This is a genomic window from Paraburkholderia sp. RL17-373-BIF-A, assembly GCF_046030175.1.
Taxonomy (GTDB): Bacteria; Pseudomonadota; Gammaproteobacteria; order Burkholderiales; family Burkholderiaceae; genus Paraburkholderia.
Genome location: NZ_JARESO010000020.1, coordinates 38,536 through 55,970 on the forward strand (window position 1 = coordinate 38,536; position 17,435 = coordinate 55,970).

Consider the following 17,435-nt stretch of genomic DNA (forward strand, 5'->3'; position numbering starts at 1 on the left):
AATGCATGCGCTGCCGAGGCAGGTCCCGCTCCCCGCGTAAATTTATCGAACAGGAGTCCCACGCATGAAAAAGAGTCTCATCGTCGTTGCGGTTGCCGCATCGTTCGCTTCCGTCGCTCACGCACAAAGCAGCGTGACCCTGTATGGTCTGCTGGACGCGGGCCTGACGTACACGAGCAACGTCAACCACAATTCGAAGTGGGCAGCTGGTAGCGGCGGCATCAACCAAAGCATGTTCGGTCTGCGCGGTTCGGAAGACCTGGGCGGCGGTCTGAAGGCAATCTTCACGTTGGAAAGCGGCTTCAACATCAACAACGGCAAGTTCGCTAACAACAACGGCATGTTCAACCGTCAAGCGTTCGTCGGTCTGTCGAGCGCGCAATTCGGTACGGTCACGCTGGGTCGTCAATATGACGCAGCTCAAGACTACCTGGCACCGCTGACCGCCACGGGCAGCTGGGGCGGTACGTACTTCGCGCACCCGTTCAACAACGACAACCTGAACACGAACGGCGGCTACGCAGTCAACAACTCGATCAAGTACTCGAGCGCTAACTACGCTGGCTTCACGTTCGGCGGCACGTACGGCTTCTCGAACCAGGCCGGCGCATTCGCAAACAACCGCGAATACAGCGTTGGTGCTGCATACCAGTGGCAAGGTCTGCACCTGGGTGCTGCTTACGCACAGCAAAACAACCCGGGCGCAGGTAACACCGGTGCTTCGGACGGTTCGTACGTCAACGCACTGGCAGGCAACGTCGGCAACTTCCGTCAACGTGAATTCGGCGTTGCTGGTTCGTACGCTTTCGGCCCGGCTACCGTCGGTCTGGCATGGACGCAATCGCGTTCGGACAATTTCACGGCTGGCCAGCAATCGCTGCGCGCTAACAACTACGAAGTCAACGGCAAGTACAACGTGACCCCGGCTCTGGGCCTGGGCGTTGCTTACACGTTCACGGACGGCAAGGGCTACGGCGTTGGTGCGAACGGTGGTTCGGAGTCGGTGCGCTACCACCAGATCGGCCTGCAGGCTGACTACTCGCTGTCGCGTCGTACGGACGTCTACGCTCAAGCTGTGTACCAGCACGCAATGGGTGACGGCGGTGTCGCTTCGATCTACAGCGGCGACAACACGCAACTGCCGTCGTCGTCGAAGAACCAGACGGCTGCTACGGTCGGTCTGCGTCACCGCTTCTAAGCTTCAGCAGAAGCTGGTTGTTGTACGAAAAGGTGCCGTTCGCGGCACCTTTTTTTATGCGCGCACGATTTCGCCGGTCGGCGCCCGGCGTGAATGCCGGATGCCGCGCGCCGTGCAGGGCTGAGGTGGCCCCGCGTGCCTTAGAAAATCGTACGCAGACCGAGCGCAACGCCGGTCTGATTGCTCTTGCCCGGTAATTCGACCGACGCAGCGCCCGATACCTTGTCGAAATCGACCGTGCCGTACACCTCGGTGCGCTTGGACAATGCGTACTCAGCCAGCGCCACCAACGTATAGCGATTGCCGCTGCCCAGTTGTCCGTTGCCGATCGCCGCATTGGACATGTGGTCGTAGTACGCTGCGCCCGTCAGCGTGAGTGCGGGTGTTGCCTGCCACGTCACGCCGGCGAACGGACCGTTGTCGACGCGGCCCGAACCCTTCAGGATATCCACACCGGGCACGAGCGTCTGCTGCGCCAGCGCGCTATCGACGAAGCCGGTGTCGTCTTTCGAATGCAGATAGCCGACGTACACCTTCGCCGTGCTAAACGCATACACGGCGTTCGCGTTGAAGATGGTCTGCTTGTGATTGCTGTTGTCGCTGTTCTGCTGCACGCCGCCTGCAACGCTCAACGGGCCGGCCACATACGACAACGTGAAGCCGTACATCGAGCCCGCGCCGAGATGGCCCGGCACCTGGCCGGAGAAACCGCCCGCGCCGGTCGATTCCGAGTTGGTGCCGAACGAGTACATCGCGGCCATGGTCAGGCCTTTGTACGTGCCGGTGTATTTGATGGCGTTGTCCGCATAGAGCCCCGCACCGAGCGCGCCCGGCAGCCATGAGTTCTCGAAGTAGTTGCCGACCGTGAGCGGGTCGTAGGTGTCGCCGAGCAGGTCGAACAACGGTGTCTTCTGACGGCCCAGCGTGAGCGTGCCGTATTGGCTGCTCAGGCCCACATACGCATTGCGGTTGAAGAGCCGTTGGCTGTCCGAGGCGGAACCGTCCTGCAGATTGATGCCGCTTTCCAGATCGAAGATCGCCTTCAGCCCGCCGCCCAGATCCTCCGAACCGCGCAGACCCCAGCGGCTGTTGGTGATCGCGCCGTTCGTCATGAACAGGCGGCCATCGTTTTTGGCGTTGGAGTTCGTCAGATAGCGAACGCTCACGTCAGCGACGCCGTACAGCGTGATCGAGCTCTGTGCCGAGGCTTGCTCGGAGGTCATCGCGAGGGCGGCGCCACCCACGATGGCGGCGGTCTTGAGGAGTCTTATTTGTCTCACTGGCATTCCTGCTTATGTGGTTATGGATTTTTCATTCAAGTCCGGCACGCGCAAGCTGACCATGCGCCGGCGCGCCGATGATAGACCAGCACCCTCGTCGCGCCAAAAGTCCTTTAGCGCAATAACTTATTGCAGTTTCTGACAATTATCCGGGTCCGTCTGACAAGAGTTAACCTTCGCGGAAGCGTGCTTCGGTTAGTCTGAAATCCATTGATTGATAGACGCTATTTCGCGGCGACGCCAGCCTGTACGCGGCGGCCGCGCGCTTTTACCGCATGGATAATTCCGCCAGAAAGACGCAACCTCATTTGCCGACCAATCACGATCTTACTGACGAGCAATGGCATCGCATCGTGCCGCTGCTGCCTGAAATGAAGGCCCTTGGACCTCGGCGCGGGCGTCCCAGCATCGATATCCGCTGGGTGGTGAATAGCGTGATGTGGGTGCTGCGCGCACGCGCGCCCTGGAGCGCGATGCCGGAGCGCTATGCGCCGTATCAGACGGCGCATCGCTACTATCTGCGCTGGAAGAAGTCGGGCGTGCTGGCCGACATCGTGTTCACGCTGTTCGGGACCGACGCGATTCTGGAGCGGCCTGTTACGCGAAGGAGCGGTGTGAGTGCCGCGTAGATTGCGGCTTCGCAACGGCAAATAAAAAGGCTGTCGCCGGGTTCCCGGCGACAGCCTTTCTTTTATCGGTCAGCAGGCCTGCGGATCTGGAAAGACCGACCGTCACTCAATCACGCAGCTTGCTCGACCTTGAATACGGCGACGGCATGTCGCAGCTGTTCGGTCTGCTCATCGAGCGAACCGGCCGCGGCGGCGGCCTGCTCGACGAGCGCGGCATTGCGCTGCGTCACATCGTCCATCTGACGGATCGCGAGATTGACTTCGCCGATACCTGAACTCTGTTCCTTCGAAGCCGCCGAAATCTCGTTCATGATGGCCGTCACGCGGCGCACCGCGTCGACCACCTCGCCGATCGTGCTGCCCGCTTTGCCCGCGAGCGTCGAGCCTTCGCCGACTTGCGCGACCGACTGATCGATCAGCACTTTGATCTCCTTGGCCGCTGTCGCGCTGCGCTGCGCGAGATTGCGCACCTCGCCCGCGACCACCGCGAAGCCGCGGCCTTCTTCGCCGGCGCGCGCAGCTTCCACCGCGGCGTTCAGCGCCAGAATGTTGGTCTGGAACGCGATCCCCTCGATCACGCTGATGATCTCGCCGATCTTGCGCGAACTATCGGTGATGCCCGCCATTTTCTCGACGACGTCGTTGACCACCTGGCCACCGCGCGCGGCGATGGCCGACGCGTCACCGGCCAGTTCGGACGCGGTCGCCGCGTTGTCGGCGTTCTGCGTGACGGTCTTGGTGAGTTCGTCCATGCTCGCGGCAGTCTGCTGCAACGACGCGGCCTGTTCCTCGGTGCGGCTCGACAGATCCAGATTGCCGGCGGCGATTTCTTTCGAAGCGACGGTGATCGTCTCCGCCGACGTCTTGATCCGCGCGACGGTGGCCGCGAGTTGATCGCGCATCTCACGCAACGAGAACAGCAGGCTCGACTTGTCGTCGCGGCGCAAGTCGATGCGCGTGGCCAGATCGCCGCGCGCGATCTGCATCGCAATCGAAGCCGCCGCGGAAGGCTCGCCGCCGATCGAGCGCGACACGCTGCGCACCACGCGCGACGCCACGAACGACACCATCACGCCCAACACCACCAGCATGCCGGCCGAGCGCGCGAGTGTCGTGTAGAACTGCGCCTGGATGTCGTCCATGTAAGCGCCGGCGATGAAGTCCCAGCCCCACGGGGCGAAGCGCTTCACATAACCGATCTTCTCGCTAGGCGTCGTCTCGCCGGGTTTCGGCCACCAGTAGCGCAGGTAGCCGGCGCCGGTCGCCGAGCCGCCGGCCTGGGCGATGTCGTGATACAGCGCGTTGCCTTTGGCGTCGCGAAAGCCGCTCATGTCCTTGCCGTTCAGCTTCGGGCTCATCGGATGATCGATCATGACCGAATCGCTGCGCACGATCGTCACGTAGCCGGATGCGCCGTAGCGTTGGGCATTGACGCGGGCAATGGCTTGTTGCTTCGCCTCGTCGGCGGAGAGCTTGCCGGCGTCGGCCTGCTTCGCATAGTCCGCGACGATCGATGCAGCCATGTCCGTGACGTCGGCCAGATCCGCGCGCCGTGCGTCCATTTGACCGTTACGTGCTTCGTACGCGTTCACAACGGTCACGATCAGGAGCGCAGCCCAGCACAGCAGCAATGGCACCCACAATTTCTGTTTCAGTGTCAGACGGTTCATTATCGGATTCGACAATACGTTGAGCTCGGAATAGGGAGAGGCTGCAATCTGCGCTGCATAGCTCGCATAACGGCGCGTGCGGCGCTTTCTTTATCCGGTTGCTCAAAAAACAGTCGAACGGCCGCGCGTAGGCGACCGCCGAAACATGCGGGGCAAAAACGAGGCTGGCAGGGCGTTGGGCGCTAGATCTGTTCCCGGCCGAACGCGCCAAGGCGTTCGAGGTCGAGCACGTCGATCTGGTTATACGAGAGGCGCAAAATTTGCAGCCGTTCGAGGTTTTGCAGCGCCTGATTGATCCGCTGACGCGACACGCCCGCCAACAGGCCGACTTCTTCCTGCGAAATGGCTAGCGTGCGGCCGGTGTCGGGATAAAGGTCCGGGTTGAACAATTGCGCGAGCGCCTGTGCGACGCGCGCGTCGACATCGAGCAGTCGGCTATTCTGGATCGATGCGATGAATTCGCCCATGCGGTTGTTCAGTTGCCGGATCACGAAGCCGGTGAACGGCAGGCTCGACTCCAACAGCGTGTGGAACGTCTCCGACGGCACGAACATGACCAGCGATGGCTGAATCGCCGCCACGTCGTATTTGCGCAGTTCGCGCTTGATCACGCTGCCTTCGCCGAACCAGCCGCCGCGCGGCACGCCGGACAGCGTGCAACTGCGTCCCGAAGGGCTATAGATGGCAAGTTTGATGAGGCCGGAATGCACGCCGATCCAGTAGTCCGACGGCTCCTGGCGGCGCGCGATCCATGCGCCGCCTTCCAGATGCTCCGCGTGTGCGCTGGCGAGCACCAAGGCCTGATGCTCGGCGGCGAGCGCCCGGAACCACGCGCACGTGGCGAACAGGCCCGGCAGATTTGCGCGCGCGACCCGTTCCGGCTTGCGCGGGCGGGCGTCGGCGGGGGCGGTGAGCGGAGCGTCGTTCATGGCAGCTTGCGGGTTTTCGGGCGAATGTGGGTGTGGCAGCGCCAGGGCGCGCCACTCTGTCATTTGAATGACAGACAGTTCACCATGGCAATTGTTAGCCTAGTTCATCAGTCAGAATAATCGACGGCGCGACCAGCGCCTCTGGAGACGATCCGATGAAGCACATGTTCGAAGCAGGCCTCGAGCGCCGTGAGGCCAACTATGTCCCACTAACGCCGATCGATTTCATCGTGCGCGCAGCGGAAGTCTACGGTGAGCGGCCGGCGGTCGTCCATGGGGAGATTCGCCGCAACTGGCGAGAGACCTACGAGCGCGCCCGGCGGCTGGCCAGCGCGCTGCAGCGAGCCGGCATTCAGCGTGGCGACACGGTCGCGGCCTTGCTGCCCAACATTCCTCCGATGATAGAAGCGCACTTCGGCGTGCCCATGGCCGGCGCCGTGCTCAATACGCTGAACACGCGGCTCGACGTGTCGTCGCTGCTGTTCATGCTGCGCCACGGCGAGGCGAAGGCGCTGATCGTCGATACCGAGTACGGCGAGTTCGCGCATCGTGCCGCGCTGGAATTTCCGGACCTGCGCGTGATCAGCGTGGCGGACGCGATGCCCGCCGATCCGGCTCAATTCATCCGTGCGACAGACTACGAAGCGTTCCTGCAATCCGGCGACCCCGAATTCGCGTGGACCCTGCCGGCCGACGAATGGGATGCCATTGCGCTGAACTACACCTCCGGCACGACCGGCGATCCGAAGGGCGTGGTCTACCACCATCGCGGCGCGTATCTGAACGCGCTCAGCAATATCCTCGAATGGGATATGCCCAAGCACGCGGTCTACCTGTGGACTTTGCCGCTATTCCACTGCAACGGCTGGTGTTTCCCGTGGACGGTAGCCGCGCGTGCCGGCGTCAACGTCTGTTTGCGCAAATTCGATGCGAAGACGGTGTTCGATCTGATTCGCCGCGAAGGCATCACGCACTATTGCGGCGCGCCGATCGTTCAGAGCGCGCTCGCGAACGCGCCGGCCGAATGGCGCGAGGGCATCGAGCATCGCGTGTCGACGATGGTGGCGGGCGCGGCGCCCGCGCCGGCGGTGATCGCGAAGATGAAGGAGATCGGCTTCGATCTCACGCACGTGTACGGACTCACCGAAACCTATGGGCCGGCCGCGGTCTGCGCAAAACAGGAAGAGTGGGAGTCGCTCGACGACAGCGCGCGCGCCGAACTGAACGCGCGGCAGGGCGTGCGCTATCACCTGCAAGCGGCGGTGACCGTGCTCGACCCGGACACGCTCGCGCCCGTGCCCGCCGATGGCGAGACCATCGGTGAGATCATGTTCCGCGGCAACATCTGCATGAAGGGCTATCTGAAGAACGAGCGTGCGACGGACGCCACCTTCCAGGGCGGCTGGTTCCATACCGGCGATCTTGGCGTGCGGATGCCCGATGGCTATATCCGCATTCGCGATCGCAGCAAGGACATCATCATTTCCGGCGGCGAGAACATCTCGAGCATCGAGGTCGAAGACACGCTGTACCGTCACCCTGCGGTGTCCGTAGCCGCCGTGGTGGCGATGGCGGACGCGAAGTGGGGCGAGGTACCGTGCGCCTTCGTCGAGCTCAAGGAGGGCGCTCAGGTGAGCGCGGAAGAGATCATTGCGCACTGCCGGCTTTTTCTTGCGGGATACAAGTTGCCGAAAGCGGTGCGCTTCGGCGAATTGCCGAAGACATCGACGGGAAAAATTCAGAAGTTCGAACTGCGCGCGCGCATCAAGGCCGAAGAAAAGCCATGATGCGGTTGCGCGTGTGACGGTGTGGCGTGCCGAATGGCACGCCTGTGCCGGTACTGCGCGCTGTGTGGATCACGTGCGCGCCATCGTATAGGATTGCGCGCCGGTCGCGCGCTTAGCCGCGCGTGTCGACCCAGTGACGTGCCCAGCGCGCCGAGTGCTGCAAAGCCTGTTCTTCGTTCGTGAAGTAATCGAGCGAATAGAACTGGTAGCGCCCTTCGGTGCGCGCGCTGTGGGCGCGTTCGAGCAGCAGATTGGATGAAAAAGTGCCATCGGGCAAACGGTGCGCCGAGGGTTTGACGGCATAGCCGTTGTAGTGATGAATATGTTTGTTTTGCATTTTATATTTTAATGATGTTCGAGTGCGCGCCTGCCTTGCGGACCCTTGTACGAGTCGCGCGGACGAGCTGATTCAAGCCATTGCGAGCCGAATCCTGACGCAGTCGGAAAAGCGAAAAATGGGCGTTGAAGCCGGAGGGGAGAATGAGGTGCAACGAGGCGTTTGGCGCTCAGGCAAGCTGCTTGAATGGCATGCAGCTCAAAGCGATACGCGCAAACTGTGGGAGACAAAGCTCCGCGAGGATGTCGCTGCAGCCCGATGTCCGTTGCCGGACACCGAGCCCTTCAAACTTACAGCGGCTTGATGTTAGCCGCTTGCAGACCCTTCGGGCCTTGCTTCGTTTCGAAGCTCACTTTCTGATTCTCAGCCAGCGTCTTGAAGCCGTCGCCGCTGATTTCGGAGAAGTGTGCGAACAGGTCGTCGCCGCCCTTGTCCGGGGTGATGAAGCCAAAGCCTTTGCTGTCGTTGAACCACTTAACGGTACCGGTATCCATGAAGAATCCTTGAGGTAAAAATAGAAAGATGTGCTCTGTGATAGAGCGCTGAAGCGTCAAGGAGGGAGAGGACAACGAATACCGCTGAGGGAGCGAGACATTGATGAACAGCAATCGAACTTCTTGAACTTCGGATGCCACAGTAACCGCCGGGGTGTATCAACGTCAACACTTATCTTGTAACTGTTTTGCCGGGTGCCGCGAACGGCTTGCGCTGCGCGCTTGCCGATAGAGCCCTGGTTCCCGGCTTGCCGTGCGACGCGGCACGGCAAGCCGTTCGAGCGGCAACGCGTTTCAGATACCCACTTTGTGTGCCGTCAGGATGAGGCGCAATCCCAGCGCGGCGACGGCGCTCGCGGCGACGCGATCGACCCAGGCTTTCCATTGCAGGTAAATTTCGCGCGGCCGCTTGCTCGAAAAACACAGCGCGACGACGGTGTACCAGCCGGCTTCGATAGCGAAGATCGCAGGCGGCAAAGCAAAGTAGCACCACAGCGGCGGATGTTGCGGCAGCAGAGCCGCGAAGATACTGCCGTAATAAACGGCTGTCTTCGGATTACTGAGTTGTGTGCTCAAGCCGATCCAGAAAGATTTACGGGTATTGGCCTGGACCTCTTGCGTGGCATCGAAGGCGAGCGGTTTTGCGGCGCCACGCCAGATTTTTGACGCCAGGTAGATCAGATAGAGGCCGCCTGCCACTTTCAGGCCGACATAGAGCCATTCGACGCTCGCCAGCAAGGTATAGAGACCGAGCAACGCGATGCCGCTAAAGAACACGCCGCCGACGCCCATGCCAATGGCGGTGGCGAGACCATCGCCGCGCGACAAGCCGATCGCATTACGGGCGACGATGACGAAACTCGGTCCCGGACTCATGGCGCCTAACAGGAGTGCGACGAGGATGGTGATGATGGCGGTTGAAGCGGTCATGGTCGAGTGTCTCCTGTGCGCTAGCGTGCTATCAGTGAAACATAACATGAGAGTGCGAGGCTTTGCTTTTGTCCCTTTGCTTCGCGCTCATTTCTTGTCGATGAGTATTGCCGCTTCAGCTAACAGTCTGGATAACCCAATGGGAATTGAAAAGCCCTGCATCGCTGACTAACAATTCATTGCTGCAAGCAAAAGAAATTGGATGCTAGAATCGCTTTCCATACGCTGAAGCAGCTCCGAACCACGGGGCGAGACACGAGCGCAATTCGATCCGGTTGCCGACGAATTCCCCATAATCCAAGATTTAATGGGCATGATTTCCAGGTGCGAGTTCTCCCGCACCGGGAGAGGCATCGCGAGTTCGATTCGCACTCGAGCCATCTGAATCACGCATAGGCTTCGCGTTGTTTAGCGAAGCCTTTTGTTTTTCTAACGCGAGCATTATTAGCCGCGACACCGGTACGTTATGAAAGAGCTTGGAGAACAACGGCAGCTCGACTTCGACGGGAATGCGCGTGAGCGCCTGGTCGCATGGATCCGCCGACGCATGGACGAATACGGCATTACGATAGAAGCGCTCGCCGAAGCGATCGAAACCGATGCGGCTGCGACGCGGGCCGTGATGTATCGCGACGCCTACGGCAATACGTGGGACGGTCACGGTGATAAACCGGACTGGCTCGCGCGCGCGATTTACGCTGGACAGAACATCGATCATTTCCGTTGCTGAGAGTGGCGTCTGCCGCTTGCGTGCGGTTATCGCATAGCCTGCCGGCGCGTTCCTTTGCCGTTGATCGCATGCACGATCTGCCTTAAGATCGGCGCGTCGTTGCCGATTCCGTGCCCGTTCATACGGGCGCATGCGGCACAGAACTGGAAGCTGCATGCCGTACGGTCGTCGAATTCCTTCATCTGAATTTCCTGCTTTTCGTTTCCCTGCATGGCTCCGCTGTCTCGCGGTATTCGGCCTGTTGTGGCTGAATATCGGCGGGTCGTTTGGTGCGGCCCACCAGCCTGCACGGCAGCCGTCCGTGCGCGTGAGCCGGCACGTCGAAACGTCCACGAGGCACACGTCCAAAGCGAAAGCCAAACGCTCGAGCAAAGCGAAGAAGCCCACTCCCGGCAAGGCTCGGCGTCGTGTCACGCACAAGCGCAAGCACGTGACGGGCACCGAGCGGACGATGCATGCCAGCAAGGTCACGCCCAAACATCGTCGGCAAGCTGTGCGCAATGCGCGGGATGCGCGCGGCGGCCCGCAGAGTTGGCGGCAAAGCGCGATACGCAACATGTGTCAGCGTCGCGCGCGTCGATGCCGCATAAAGGGCTTCGCCTGCTGGCGCGCTGCGGCTATACGCCGAAATCGCGCGCGTTGCTGCGCGCCAGATCCGTCTACGTCGTCGACGAACGAACGCAAACCGTACTCACTGAAAAGCAAGCTGACCGAGTCATGCCAATCGCTTCGGTATCCAAACTGATGACAGCCGTCGTGTCGCTCGATACGAGGCATGCATTGAATGCGCCGCTTAACGTTACGGTTCAGGACCAGGATTTCGACAAGTTCACCGGTTCACGTTTGAGTGTCGGTTCGACGCTGTCGCGCCATGACATGTTGCATATTGCGCTGATGTCGTCGGAGAACCGCGCTGCGGCCGCGCTCAGTCGCGATTATTCGGGCGGCCGTCCGGGCTTCGTCGCCGCGATGAATGCGAAGGCGCGCGCGCTCGGTATGCGGCATACGTCGTTTGTGAACGGCACGGGCTTGTCGCCGCAAAACGTTTCGACAGCGCGGGATTTGTCGTTGCTGGTCGCCGCGGCCAGCCGTTATCCGTTGATTCGCGCTTATTCCACCGATCGCGCGCAAGTGGTTTTACCCGGCGGCGGGCGAGCTAGCCTGAGTTATCAGAACTCGAATGCGCTGGTGCGAGGCGGCGACCGCTCGATCGTTCTGCAGAAAACCGGCTTCATCAACGAGGCCGGACACTGTGTTGTCGTGCGAATGAGGGTGCACGGCAGGCCGGTCGACATCGTGGTGTTGGGTGCGCCAGGCGCGCACGATCACATTGCCGACGTGACGAGAATCAGCCGCTGGCTGCGCTGTTCGTTGCGCTAAGCGCTATTCATCAGACAGGAAGGCCGAAAAAGACCAAAAAAAAGCCCGCGCAAGGCGGGCTCAACTACTCGGAGTTTCGCGATCCAGTCGCTAGAAGGATCATGCTCAGTGTATGTGAAAGCTATATGAAAGTGTAGAAAAACCGCGTCAAAGATCGAAAAATACGGTTTCCTTATCGCCTTGCATGTAGATATCGAAGCGGTAGACGTTAGCCACATGCGGCTCGCGGCGGGCGATGAGCGTGGCGCGCCGGTCCGCTGGAACCGTTGCCAGTACGGGGTCTTTCTCATTCGCCGCGGCTTCGTCCTCGAAATAGACGCGCGTGAAAGTGTGCAGCAGCATGCCGCGCATGGTCAGGATCACATTCAGATGCGGCGCTTCATCCGGGCTGACGCGGCCCGGTTTCACCGTTTCCACGACGAAGCGTTTATGCGGATCCGTGCCGGTGCCGACACGCGCGAAACCGCGAAAGCCGGTCTTCAGGATTTCGTCGCGCGACTCCGGGAAGTGCCCATTCGCGTCCACCTGCGACACTTCGAGCATGGCGTCGCCGATCACCTTGCCGTCGCCGTCGAACACCTGGCCGACGATCGTGATGTGCTCGCCGGCCGCTTCGCGGTCAGCCAGAACGGGCGTGAACAGGCTCTTGAAATCGAAATCGTACTGCTGCGGACACAGACCATACGCGAAGTACGGTCCGACCGTTTGCGAAGGCGTTTGCTTGAGGGTCGTCATGGCTTAGCGCTCCATCGGAGTTTCGTTGCGGCCGCGCAGCACGATGTCGAAGTCGTAGCCGAGCGCATAGGCCTCTTGCGTGGTGTCGAGCGAGAAATCCGCGATCAGGCGGTCACGGGCGTGCTCCGGCGTGCCCTGGAAGATCGGGTCGAACGCCAGCAGCGGGTCGCCGGGGAAGTACATCTGCGTGACGAGGCGCGAGCCGAAATGGTCGCCGAAGAGCGAGAAGTGGATATGGTTCGGACGCCACGCATTCGGATGGTTGCCCCACGGATATGCGCCAGGCTTGATCGTCAGGAAACGGTAGCGGCCTTCGTTGTCCGTGATGCAGCGGCCCGCGCCGAGGAAATTCGGGTCGAGCGGCGCGTCATGCTGGTCGGCCTTGTGAACATAGCGGCCGGCGGCGTTGGCTTGCCAGATTTCGACCAGCGTGTTGCGCACCGGGCGGTTGCCTTCGTCGAGCACGCGGCCCGTCACGATGATGCGCTCGCCAAGCGGCTCGCCATTGCGTACGGCGTTTCGCGTCAGGTCGTGGTCGAGCGCGCCGAGGTCATCGGTGCCGTAGACCGGCACGCGCTGGTCGCGCAGCTTTTCCTTCAGCGGAATCAGCGGACGCGTCGGGCCGCGTTTGACCGACGAACCGTAGCCGGGGTAGACGTAAGCGGGATGCGACGTGAAGTCACGCGCGCTGAGAAAGGAATCGTCCATCAGTGTCTCCTTCGAGGAATTGTGGGATACGGCGTTATGGAAAGACTTTATCCAACCTGGGAGGTTATGCAAAATGACGTTTTCGCCCTTTTCGTATAACCTGCCGTTATGCAACGCAGTCTCGCGGATAGCCGCGTCAAATTCCGTCATCTCCAGTGCTTTCTGGCCGTCGCGCAGTTCGGCAGCGTCCAGCGGGCCGCTGACAGCCTGTCGATCACTCAGCCCGCGGTCTCCAAGACCGTTGCCGAACTCGAAGCGATTCTCGGGGTGAAGCTGTTCGAGCGCGGCCGCCACGGCGCCGTGCCGACCCGCGAGGGCCAACTCTTCATGCCGCACGCGAGCGCCTGCGTCAGCGCGTTGCGCCAGGGTGTCGATCTGCTGGCGCGCGCGGAAGGCGCGGCCGCGGCCACGCTGGAAATCGGCATCCTGCCGACCGTCGCGGCGGCATTGATGCCACCGGTGCTCAAGCAGTTCGCCACTCTGTGGCCGCGCGTGATCGTGCGTCTTGCGACCGGCGCCAACCCGGAATTGCTCGAGCGCCTGAAAGCGGGCACGATCGAATTTGCGATCGGACGTCTGGCCGATCCCGAGCGCATGGTCGGGCTCAGTTTCGAGCAGTTGTTCAGCGAGCCGTTGATCGCGGTGGTGCGCGCCGGGCATCCGCTCGCGGCGGGCGCGGGTTTGCCGGCAACCTCGCTCGAGGATTTTCCGGTTGTGTTGCCGCCGTTCGGCACGTTGATCCGGCAATCGGCGGACAGTCTGTTGAGCGCGTGGGGCGTGCCGCCGTTGTCGGCGTTCGTCGAGGTATTGTCCGTTTCGACGGGCCGCGCGTTGACGCTGGAGAACGACGCGGTGTGGTTCGTCCCGCTGAGCGCTGTCGAATACGAGCTGGCGCACGGCATGCTGGTCCGTTTGCCGTTGCCCTTTGCCGGCACCGGCGAGCCGGTCGGATTGATCCGCCGCTCGGACACGCAGCCGTCGCCGGTCGGGCGGGCGTTTATCGAGGCGGTGCGCGAGGTCGCGCAGCAGCGCATGGCGTCGAGCGCGGATAAGGCGGCCGGTAAAAGGGTGCAGAAACGGAGCCGCAAATAGGGCGTCCGGTACTCAATCATGGTGGTGAGCGCCGCGAGGCATGCTGGCGCGCCGTCGTGTGAACCATCCGGTACAAAATGAAGGTTGCGGACGCCCGGCTACCCGGTGTACAAACACGGTGCAAAAGCCGTGGTGTCACACTGCGGATGTGGCGGCGGCTTGCACCGAACACCGGAAACAGCAGGAACAGCGTCGAAAGACTGTAAAGGAGATTGCCATGCCCAGCGACTTGCCCACTCCAGACGCCGCGCTGCGCGCCGTGTCGGCGCCTGAGCACAATCCGCTCGGCACCGCCGGCCTCGAATTCGTGGAGTTCGCCGCGCGCGATCCGCAGGCGCTTGGCGAAACCTTCACCAAACTCGGTTTCAAGGCGATTGCGCGGCATATCAGCAAGGACGTCACGCTTTATCGTCAGGGCGAGATGCAGTTCCTCATCAACGCCGAGCCGGATTCGTTCGCCGCGCGCTATGCCGAGGAATACGGCGCGGGCATTTGCGCGATCGGCATTCGCGTGGCGGACGCGCAGCGCGCCTTCGACCGCGCGATCGAACTCGGCGCATGGGCGTTCGAAGGCGAAAAGATCGGCACGGGCGAGCTGCTGATTCCGGCCATTCAGGGCATCGGCGACTCGCACATCTATTTCGTCGACCGTTGGCGCGGCCGCGGCGGCCAGCGTGGCGGCCTCGGTGATATCTCGATCTTCGATATCGACTTCCGGCCCATCGAAATCGACACGGCGCATGCCGACTTGAGCCATGCGGGCACCGGCCTCGTCGCGGTGGATCATCTGACGCAAACGGTCGGCGAGGGCCGGATGCAAGAATGGCTCGACTTCTACCGCGACCTGCTCAACTTCCGCGAGATTCACGAGTTGCACGCCAACTGGCATGTCTCGGCGGAATCGCGCGTGATGGTGTCGCCGTGCGGCGCGATCCGCGTGCCCTTGTACGAGGAAGGTACGAGCCGGACCAACCTGATGCACGAGTATCTACCGGATCATCCAGGCGAAGGCGTGCAGCATATCGCCCTCGCGACCGACGACATCTTCGCGTGCGTCGAACAATTGCTCGCGAACGGCGTCGAGTTCGTCGAGCCGCCGCCACGCTATTACGAGCAACTCGACGCGCGTCTGCCGGGTCATGGGCTCGACGTCGCGCGGCTCAAGCGCACGCACGTGCTGGTGGACGGCGAGATCGGCGCGGACGGCGTGCCGCTGCTGTTTTTCCAAACCTTCGTGCGGCGCCGCGCCGGCGAAATATTCTTCGAGATCGTCCAGCGCCAAGGTCATCACGGCTTCGGCGAAGGCAATTTGAGCGCGCTGGCAAAGGCGCGCGAACAAGCGGGCGCTTGAGGTTTGATCTGACGCCGGCTCAACCGGTATCGGGCGGGCCGCCCAACTCAGGATTCACCGCGCTGTAGGCGGCGGCTTCGTGCAGCAGCCACTCGCGGAAACTCGCCAGCGGCTTGCCATGACTCAACTCGGTCGGATAGACGAGGTAGTACGCGGAGTCGGCGACCGCGGGCGCGTTGAGCGGAATCACGAGCCCAAGCTGGCCGAGTTGCGCTTCGACGAAAAAGCGCGGCACCAGCGCAATGCCGAGACCGGCCGCGGCCGCACTGATCAGCATGGTGTGGAGTTCATAGCGCACGCCCTGCATGGTCCGGTTGTCGTCGACGCCCATGCTGGCGAACCATGACGCCCAGCCGTCAGGCCGGGTGGTGGAATGCAGCAGCGGATAGTCCAGAAGCTCGGCGGCGCCTTGAACGGGCCGCTTCAGCAAACTCGCCGCGCACACCGGCACCACCTCCTCGCTAAACAGAAAATCCGCCGACGTCCCCGGCCATGTGGGCTTGCCGTAATGAATCGCGGCCTCGAAATGGGTCTCGGCGAACGGGAACGTGCCGGTTCGCACGCCCATGTTCACGCGCACGTCCGGATACTGCGTATTGAATGCCGCGAGCCGCGGAATCAGCCATTGCGACGCGAAAGTCGGCAGAACGGCCAACTCCAGATAACCGCCGCCGCTGCCGTGCGCGATGATGGACAGCGTGTCGCGATCGAGTTGTTCCAGCGAGCGCCGCACTTGCGCGCTATAGACCTTGCCTGCCTTCGTCAGCACCACGCGCTGTTTGACGCGTACGAACAGCCGCACGCCAAGATTGCTCTCCAGCGTATTGATCTGCCGCGAGACCGCGCTCTCGGTCAGGAAGAGTTCGCGCGCCGCATGCGTGAAGCTCTCGTGCCGCGCGGCGGCTTCGAAAGCGAGCAGCGCGCCCATGTTGGGGATCTTGAACTTTCGCACGTTGATTCCAAAAACGCATCAAGTGGCGATTTTATCTCGCTTTACGGCAAGCCGGCAGGTTTGAATAATCACGCCTTCGATCGTGCCGTCCTGCGGCTTGCACCCGCACCGGCAGCTCTGCTCGAACATGTGAATCAGCGCCCGTCAAAGTTACGTAGAGAACCGCTATGCGAAACATCAAGAATGCGAATGTCGAACAACTGCTGCTGAAACTGCTCGGCGCCGACAAAACCACCCGGCTCTTTGCGACGCTGAATCATCCGCGCATTCTGGACGAAGGGGAGGACGGCATCGTCACGCGAGCCGAACTCGCGCAGGCGATGAACATGGCGCTGTTCGAGGATCTGCTGGCGCGCTCGGCGAACGGCCGCCAGTACACCGAGGAGACGATCGCGGCAGGCGGCAGCGTGTACTTCGATCACGGCGCGTTGCGCACGGTGCGCTGGCCGCACAGCGGCGCGTTGCCGACGGGTGAAGCCGCGTTCGCACGCATTCTTCGTCCGCTCGGCTTCAGCATCAACGGCCGCTATCCGCTCGACCGCCTCGGCATGACCGGCCGCGCCTGGGCGCACGACGACGCGCCCGATGAAATCGCGCAGTTCTTCGTCAGCGAATTGCATCCCGAGCGGTTCTCGGCAGAATTTCAGCAGGCCGTGACCAACGTGATCGGCGCGTCGCGCGATCCGTTGACGCCGCGCGCCATCGGCCAGTTGTGGGAGCTCGAGCGCGACGGCGTGCTGCCGCTCGACGCGGCGTATGAATTGCTGCCGGTGATCGTCGGCGCGTTCGCGCGGCAGCACGACATGCCACGCGAAGCCGATTACGAAGTATTGTTGAAGGAATCGGCGGAGATGGCATGGATCGCCACCGAAGGTAACGCGTTCAATCACGCCACCGATCGCGTCGCCGATGTCTTTCAACTCTCCGACGACGAGAAGGCCAAGGGTCGTCCGATGAAACCGGAAGTGGAGCGTTCGCGCTCGGGCCGCGTGTTTCAGACGGCGTATCGCGCGGACCTCGTTCAGCGCGAGTTCCGCGCGGCTGACGGCGGCATCGTGACGCGTGAAGTGCCGGGCTCGTTTTACGAGTTCATCACGCGCAAGCGGACTTTCGATCAGGACGCGCGTCGTTGGGAAACGGACCTGCGTTTCGACGCGGGCAACGCACAGGGCATCTTCAAGATGACCGCGAGCCAGGCTGCCTGAGCGCGAATCGGCAGCATCGGCACGAGAA

Annotated in this window: 17 protein-coding genes and 1 pseudogene; 8 read left to right on the plus strand and 10 right to left on the minus strand. The window is 62.0% G+C overall.

Annotated elements, in window-relative coordinates; translation table 11 throughout:
- Positions 1-64: 64 nt before the first annotated feature.
- Positions 65-1,198, plus strand: a complete 1,134-nt coding sequence (locus tag P0D80_RS24200; RefSeq protein ID WP_132383752.1) for a porin — start codon at positions 65-67, stop codon at positions 1,196-1,198.
- A 140-nt stretch (positions 1,199-1,338) separates the two neighbouring features.
- On the opposite strand, the gene P0D80_RS24205 is transcribed toward P0D80_RS24200, so the two are convergent.
- A complete protein-coding gene (locus P0D80_RS24205) occupies positions 1,339-2,421 on the minus strand; it encodes a porin (protein ID WP_408178619.1) in 1,083 nt (360 codons plus the stop codon).
- Between the two features lie 332 nt (positions 2,422-2,753).
- Here P0D80_RS24205 and P0D80_RS24210 point away from each other — a divergent pair, with 332 nt between their 5' ends.
- Complete coding sequence (locus P0D80_RS24210) at positions 2,754-3,107, plus strand: transposase (RefSeq protein ID WP_132383756.1); 354 nt, start codon at positions 2,754-2,756, stop codon at positions 3,105-3,107.
- Positions 3,108-3,217: 110 nt separating this feature from the next.
- On the opposite strand, the gene P0D80_RS24215 is transcribed toward P0D80_RS24210, so the two are convergent.
- A complete protein-coding gene (locus tag P0D80_RS24215) occupies positions 3,218-4,777 on the minus strand; it encodes a methyl-accepting chemotaxis protein (protein WP_408178509.1) in 1,560 nt (519 codons plus the stop codon).
- Positions 4,778-4,959: 182 nt separating this feature from the next.
- On the minus strand, positions 4,960-5,769 hold the full coding sequence (locus tag P0D80_RS24220) for a Crp/Fnr family transcriptional regulator (protein WP_408287044.1): 810 nt from the start codon (positions 5,767-5,769) through the stop codon (positions 4,960-4,962).
- 92 nt (positions 5,770-5,861) lie between these two features.
- On the opposite strand from P0D80_RS24220, the gene P0D80_RS24225 reads away from it, so the two are divergent.
- Positions 5,862-7,493 carry an acyl-CoA synthetase gene (locus tag P0D80_RS24225; protein ID WP_408178511.1) on the plus strand — a complete coding sequence of 544 codons (1,632 nt, stop codon included), beginning with the start codon at positions 5,862-5,864 and terminating at the stop codon, positions 7,491-7,493.
- 112 nt (positions 7,494-7,605) lie between these two features.
- On the opposite strand, the gene P0D80_RS24230 is transcribed toward P0D80_RS24225, so the two are convergent.
- The 3 genes from P0D80_RS24230 to P0D80_RS24240 all read right to left on the minus strand — a co-directional run bounded on the left by P0D80_RS24230 (position 7,606) and on the right by P0D80_RS24240 (position 9,254).
- Positions 7,606-7,830, minus strand: a complete 225-nt coding sequence (locus P0D80_RS24230) for a hypothetical protein (protein ID WP_408287046.1) — start codon at positions 7,828-7,830, stop codon at positions 7,606-7,608.
- A gap of 290 nt (positions 7,831-8,120) precedes the next feature.
- Positions 8,121-8,324, minus strand: coding sequence for a cold-shock protein (locus P0D80_RS24235; RefSeq protein WP_012428559.1), 204 nt, complete (start codon positions 8,322-8,324; stop codon positions 8,121-8,123).
- A 294-nt stretch (positions 8,325-8,618) separates the two neighbouring features.
- A complete protein-coding gene (locus tag P0D80_RS24240; RefSeq protein WP_408287048.1) occupies positions 8,619-9,254 on the minus strand; it encodes a LysE family translocator in 636 nt (211 codons plus the stop codon).
- 466 nt (positions 9,255-9,720) lie between these two features.
- On the opposite strand from P0D80_RS24240, the gene P0D80_RS24245 reads away from it, so the two are divergent.
- A complete protein-coding gene (locus P0D80_RS24245) occupies positions 9,721-9,984 on the plus strand; it encodes an H-NS family nucleoid-associated regulatory protein (RefSeq protein WP_106282679.1) in 264 nt (87 codons plus the stop codon).
- 26 nt (positions 9,985-10,010) lie between these two features.
- Here the strand turns inward: P0D80_RS24245 and P0D80_RS24250 are convergent, their stop codons facing one another.
- Positions 10,011-10,166 carry a hypothetical protein gene (locus P0D80_RS24250; protein ID WP_408287050.1) on the minus strand — a complete coding sequence of 52 codons (156 nt, stop codon included), beginning with the start codon at positions 10,164-10,166 and terminating at the stop codon, positions 10,011-10,013.
- Positions 10,167-10,266: 100 nt separating this feature from the next.
- On the opposite strand from P0D80_RS24250, the pseudogene P0D80_RS24255 reads away from it, so the two are divergent.
- Positions 10,267-11,364: pseudogene (locus P0D80_RS24255) on the plus strand (serine hydrolase); the annotation flags it as partial.
- Between the two features lie 147 nt (positions 11,365-11,511).
- On the opposite strand, the gene pcaG reads toward P0D80_RS24255, so the two are convergent.
- Positions 11,512-12,099 carry a protocatechuate 3,4-dioxygenase subunit alpha gene (gene pcaG / locus P0D80_RS24260; protein ID WP_132383770.1) on the minus strand — a complete coding sequence of 196 codons (588 nt, stop codon included), beginning with the start codon at positions 12,097-12,099 and terminating at the stop codon, positions 11,512-11,514.
- 3 nt (positions 12,100-12,102) lie between these two features.
- On the minus strand, positions 12,103-12,807 hold the full coding sequence (pcaH, locus tag P0D80_RS24265) for a protocatechuate 3,4-dioxygenase subunit beta (protein WP_132383772.1): 705 nt from the start codon (positions 12,805-12,807) through the stop codon (positions 12,103-12,105).
- 108 nt (positions 12,808-12,915) lie between these two features.
- Between pcaH and pcaQ the strand changes: the two genes are divergently transcribed.
- Together pcaQ and P0D80_RS24275 are read left to right on the plus strand one after the other, a co-directional pair.
- Complete coding sequence (gene pcaQ / locus P0D80_RS24270) at positions 12,916-13,899, plus strand: pca operon transcription factor PcaQ (RefSeq protein ID WP_132383774.1); 984 nt, start codon at positions 12,916-12,918, stop codon at positions 13,897-13,899.
- Positions 13,900-14,116: 217 nt separating this feature from the next.
- Positions 14,117-15,250, plus strand: a complete 1,134-nt coding sequence (locus tag P0D80_RS24275) for a 4-hydroxyphenylpyruvate dioxygenase family protein (protein ID WP_408178515.1) — start codon at positions 14,117-14,119, stop codon at positions 15,248-15,250.
- 19 nt (positions 15,251-15,269) lie between these two features.
- Here P0D80_RS24275 and P0D80_RS24280 read toward each other — a convergent pair whose 3' ends face one another.
- Positions 15,270-16,202, minus strand: a complete 933-nt coding sequence (locus P0D80_RS24280; RefSeq protein ID WP_408287053.1) for a LysR substrate-binding domain-containing protein — start codon at positions 16,200-16,202, stop codon at positions 15,270-15,272.
- 167 nt (positions 16,203-16,369) lie between these two features.
- On the opposite strand from P0D80_RS24280, the gene P0D80_RS24285 reads away from it, so the two are divergent.
- The gene (locus P0D80_RS24285; RefSeq protein WP_408287056.1) at positions 16,370-17,407 is read left to right on the plus strand and encodes a DUF1338 domain-containing protein; all 1,038 of its coding nucleotides are present in this window, start codon (positions 16,370-16,372) and stop codon (positions 17,405-17,407) included.
- Positions 17,408-17,435: the final 28 nt, after the last annotated feature.

What these genes read in the sequence shown, in the direction of transcription:
- P0D80_RS24235 (WP_012428559.1), bottom strand. Translation starts at nt 8,324, where the DNA reads ATGGATACCGGTACCGTTAAGTGGTTCAACGACAGCAAAGGCTTTGGC.
- P0D80_RS24220 (WP_408287044.1), bottom strand. Translation starts at nt 5,769, where the DNA reads ATGACAGAGTGGCGCGCCCTGGCGCTGCCACACCCACATTCGCCCGAA.
- P0D80_RS24250 (WP_408287050.1), bottom strand. Translation starts at nt 10,166, where the DNA reads ATGAAGGAATTCGACGACCGTACGGCATGCAGCTTCCAGTTCTGTGCC.
- P0D80_RS24240 (WP_408287048.1), bottom strand. Translation starts at nt 9,254, where the DNA reads ATGACCGCTTCAACCGCCATCATCACCATCCTCGTCGCACTCCTGTTA.
- P0D80_RS24205 (WP_408178619.1), bottom strand. Translation starts at nt 2,421, where the DNA reads ATGACCTCCGAGCAAGCCTCGGCACAGAGCTCGATCACGCTGTACGGC.
- P0D80_RS24225 (WP_408178511.1), top strand. Translation starts at nt 5,862, where the DNA reads ATGAAGCACATGTTCGAAGCAGGCCTCGAGCGCCGTGAGGCCAACTAT.
- P0D80_RS24285 (WP_408287056.1), top strand. Translation starts at nt 16,370, where the DNA reads ATGCGAAACATCAAGAATGCGAATGTCGAACAACTGCTGCTGAAACTG.
- P0D80_RS24215 (WP_408178509.1), bottom strand. Translation starts at nt 4,777, where the DNA reads ATGAACCGTCTGACACTGAAACAGAAATTGTGGGTGCCATTGCTGCTG.
- P0D80_RS24200 (WP_132383752.1), top strand. Translation starts at nt 65, where the DNA reads ATGAAAAAGAGTCTCATCGTCGTTGCGGTTGCCGCATCGTTCGCTTCC.
- P0D80_RS24210 (WP_132383756.1), top strand. Translation starts at nt 2,754, where the DNA reads ATGGATAATTCCGCCAGAAAGACGCAACCTCATTTGCCGACCAATCAC.
- P0D80_RS24230 (WP_408287046.1), bottom strand. Translation starts at nt 7,830, where the DNA reads ATGCAAAACAAACATATTCATCACTACAACGGCTATGCCGTCAAACCC.
- pcaH (WP_132383772.1), bottom strand. Translation starts at nt 12,807, where the DNA reads ATGGACGATTCCTTTCTCAGCGCGCGTGACTTCACGTCGCATCCCGCT.
- P0D80_RS24275 (WP_408178515.1), top strand. Translation starts at nt 14,117, where the DNA reads ATGCCCAGCGACTTGCCCACTCCAGACGCCGCGCTGCGCGCCGTGTCG.
- pcaQ (WP_132383774.1), top strand. Translation starts at nt 12,916, where the DNA reads ATGCAACGCAGTCTCGCGGATAGCCGCGTCAAATTCCGTCATCTCCAG.
- P0D80_RS24245 (WP_106282679.1), top strand. Translation starts at nt 9,721, where the DNA reads ATGAAAGAGCTTGGAGAACAACGGCAGCTCGACTTCGACGGGAATGCG.
- pcaG (WP_132383770.1), bottom strand. Translation starts at nt 12,099, where the DNA reads ATGACGACCCTCAAGCAAACGCCTTCGCAAACGGTCGGACCGTACTTC.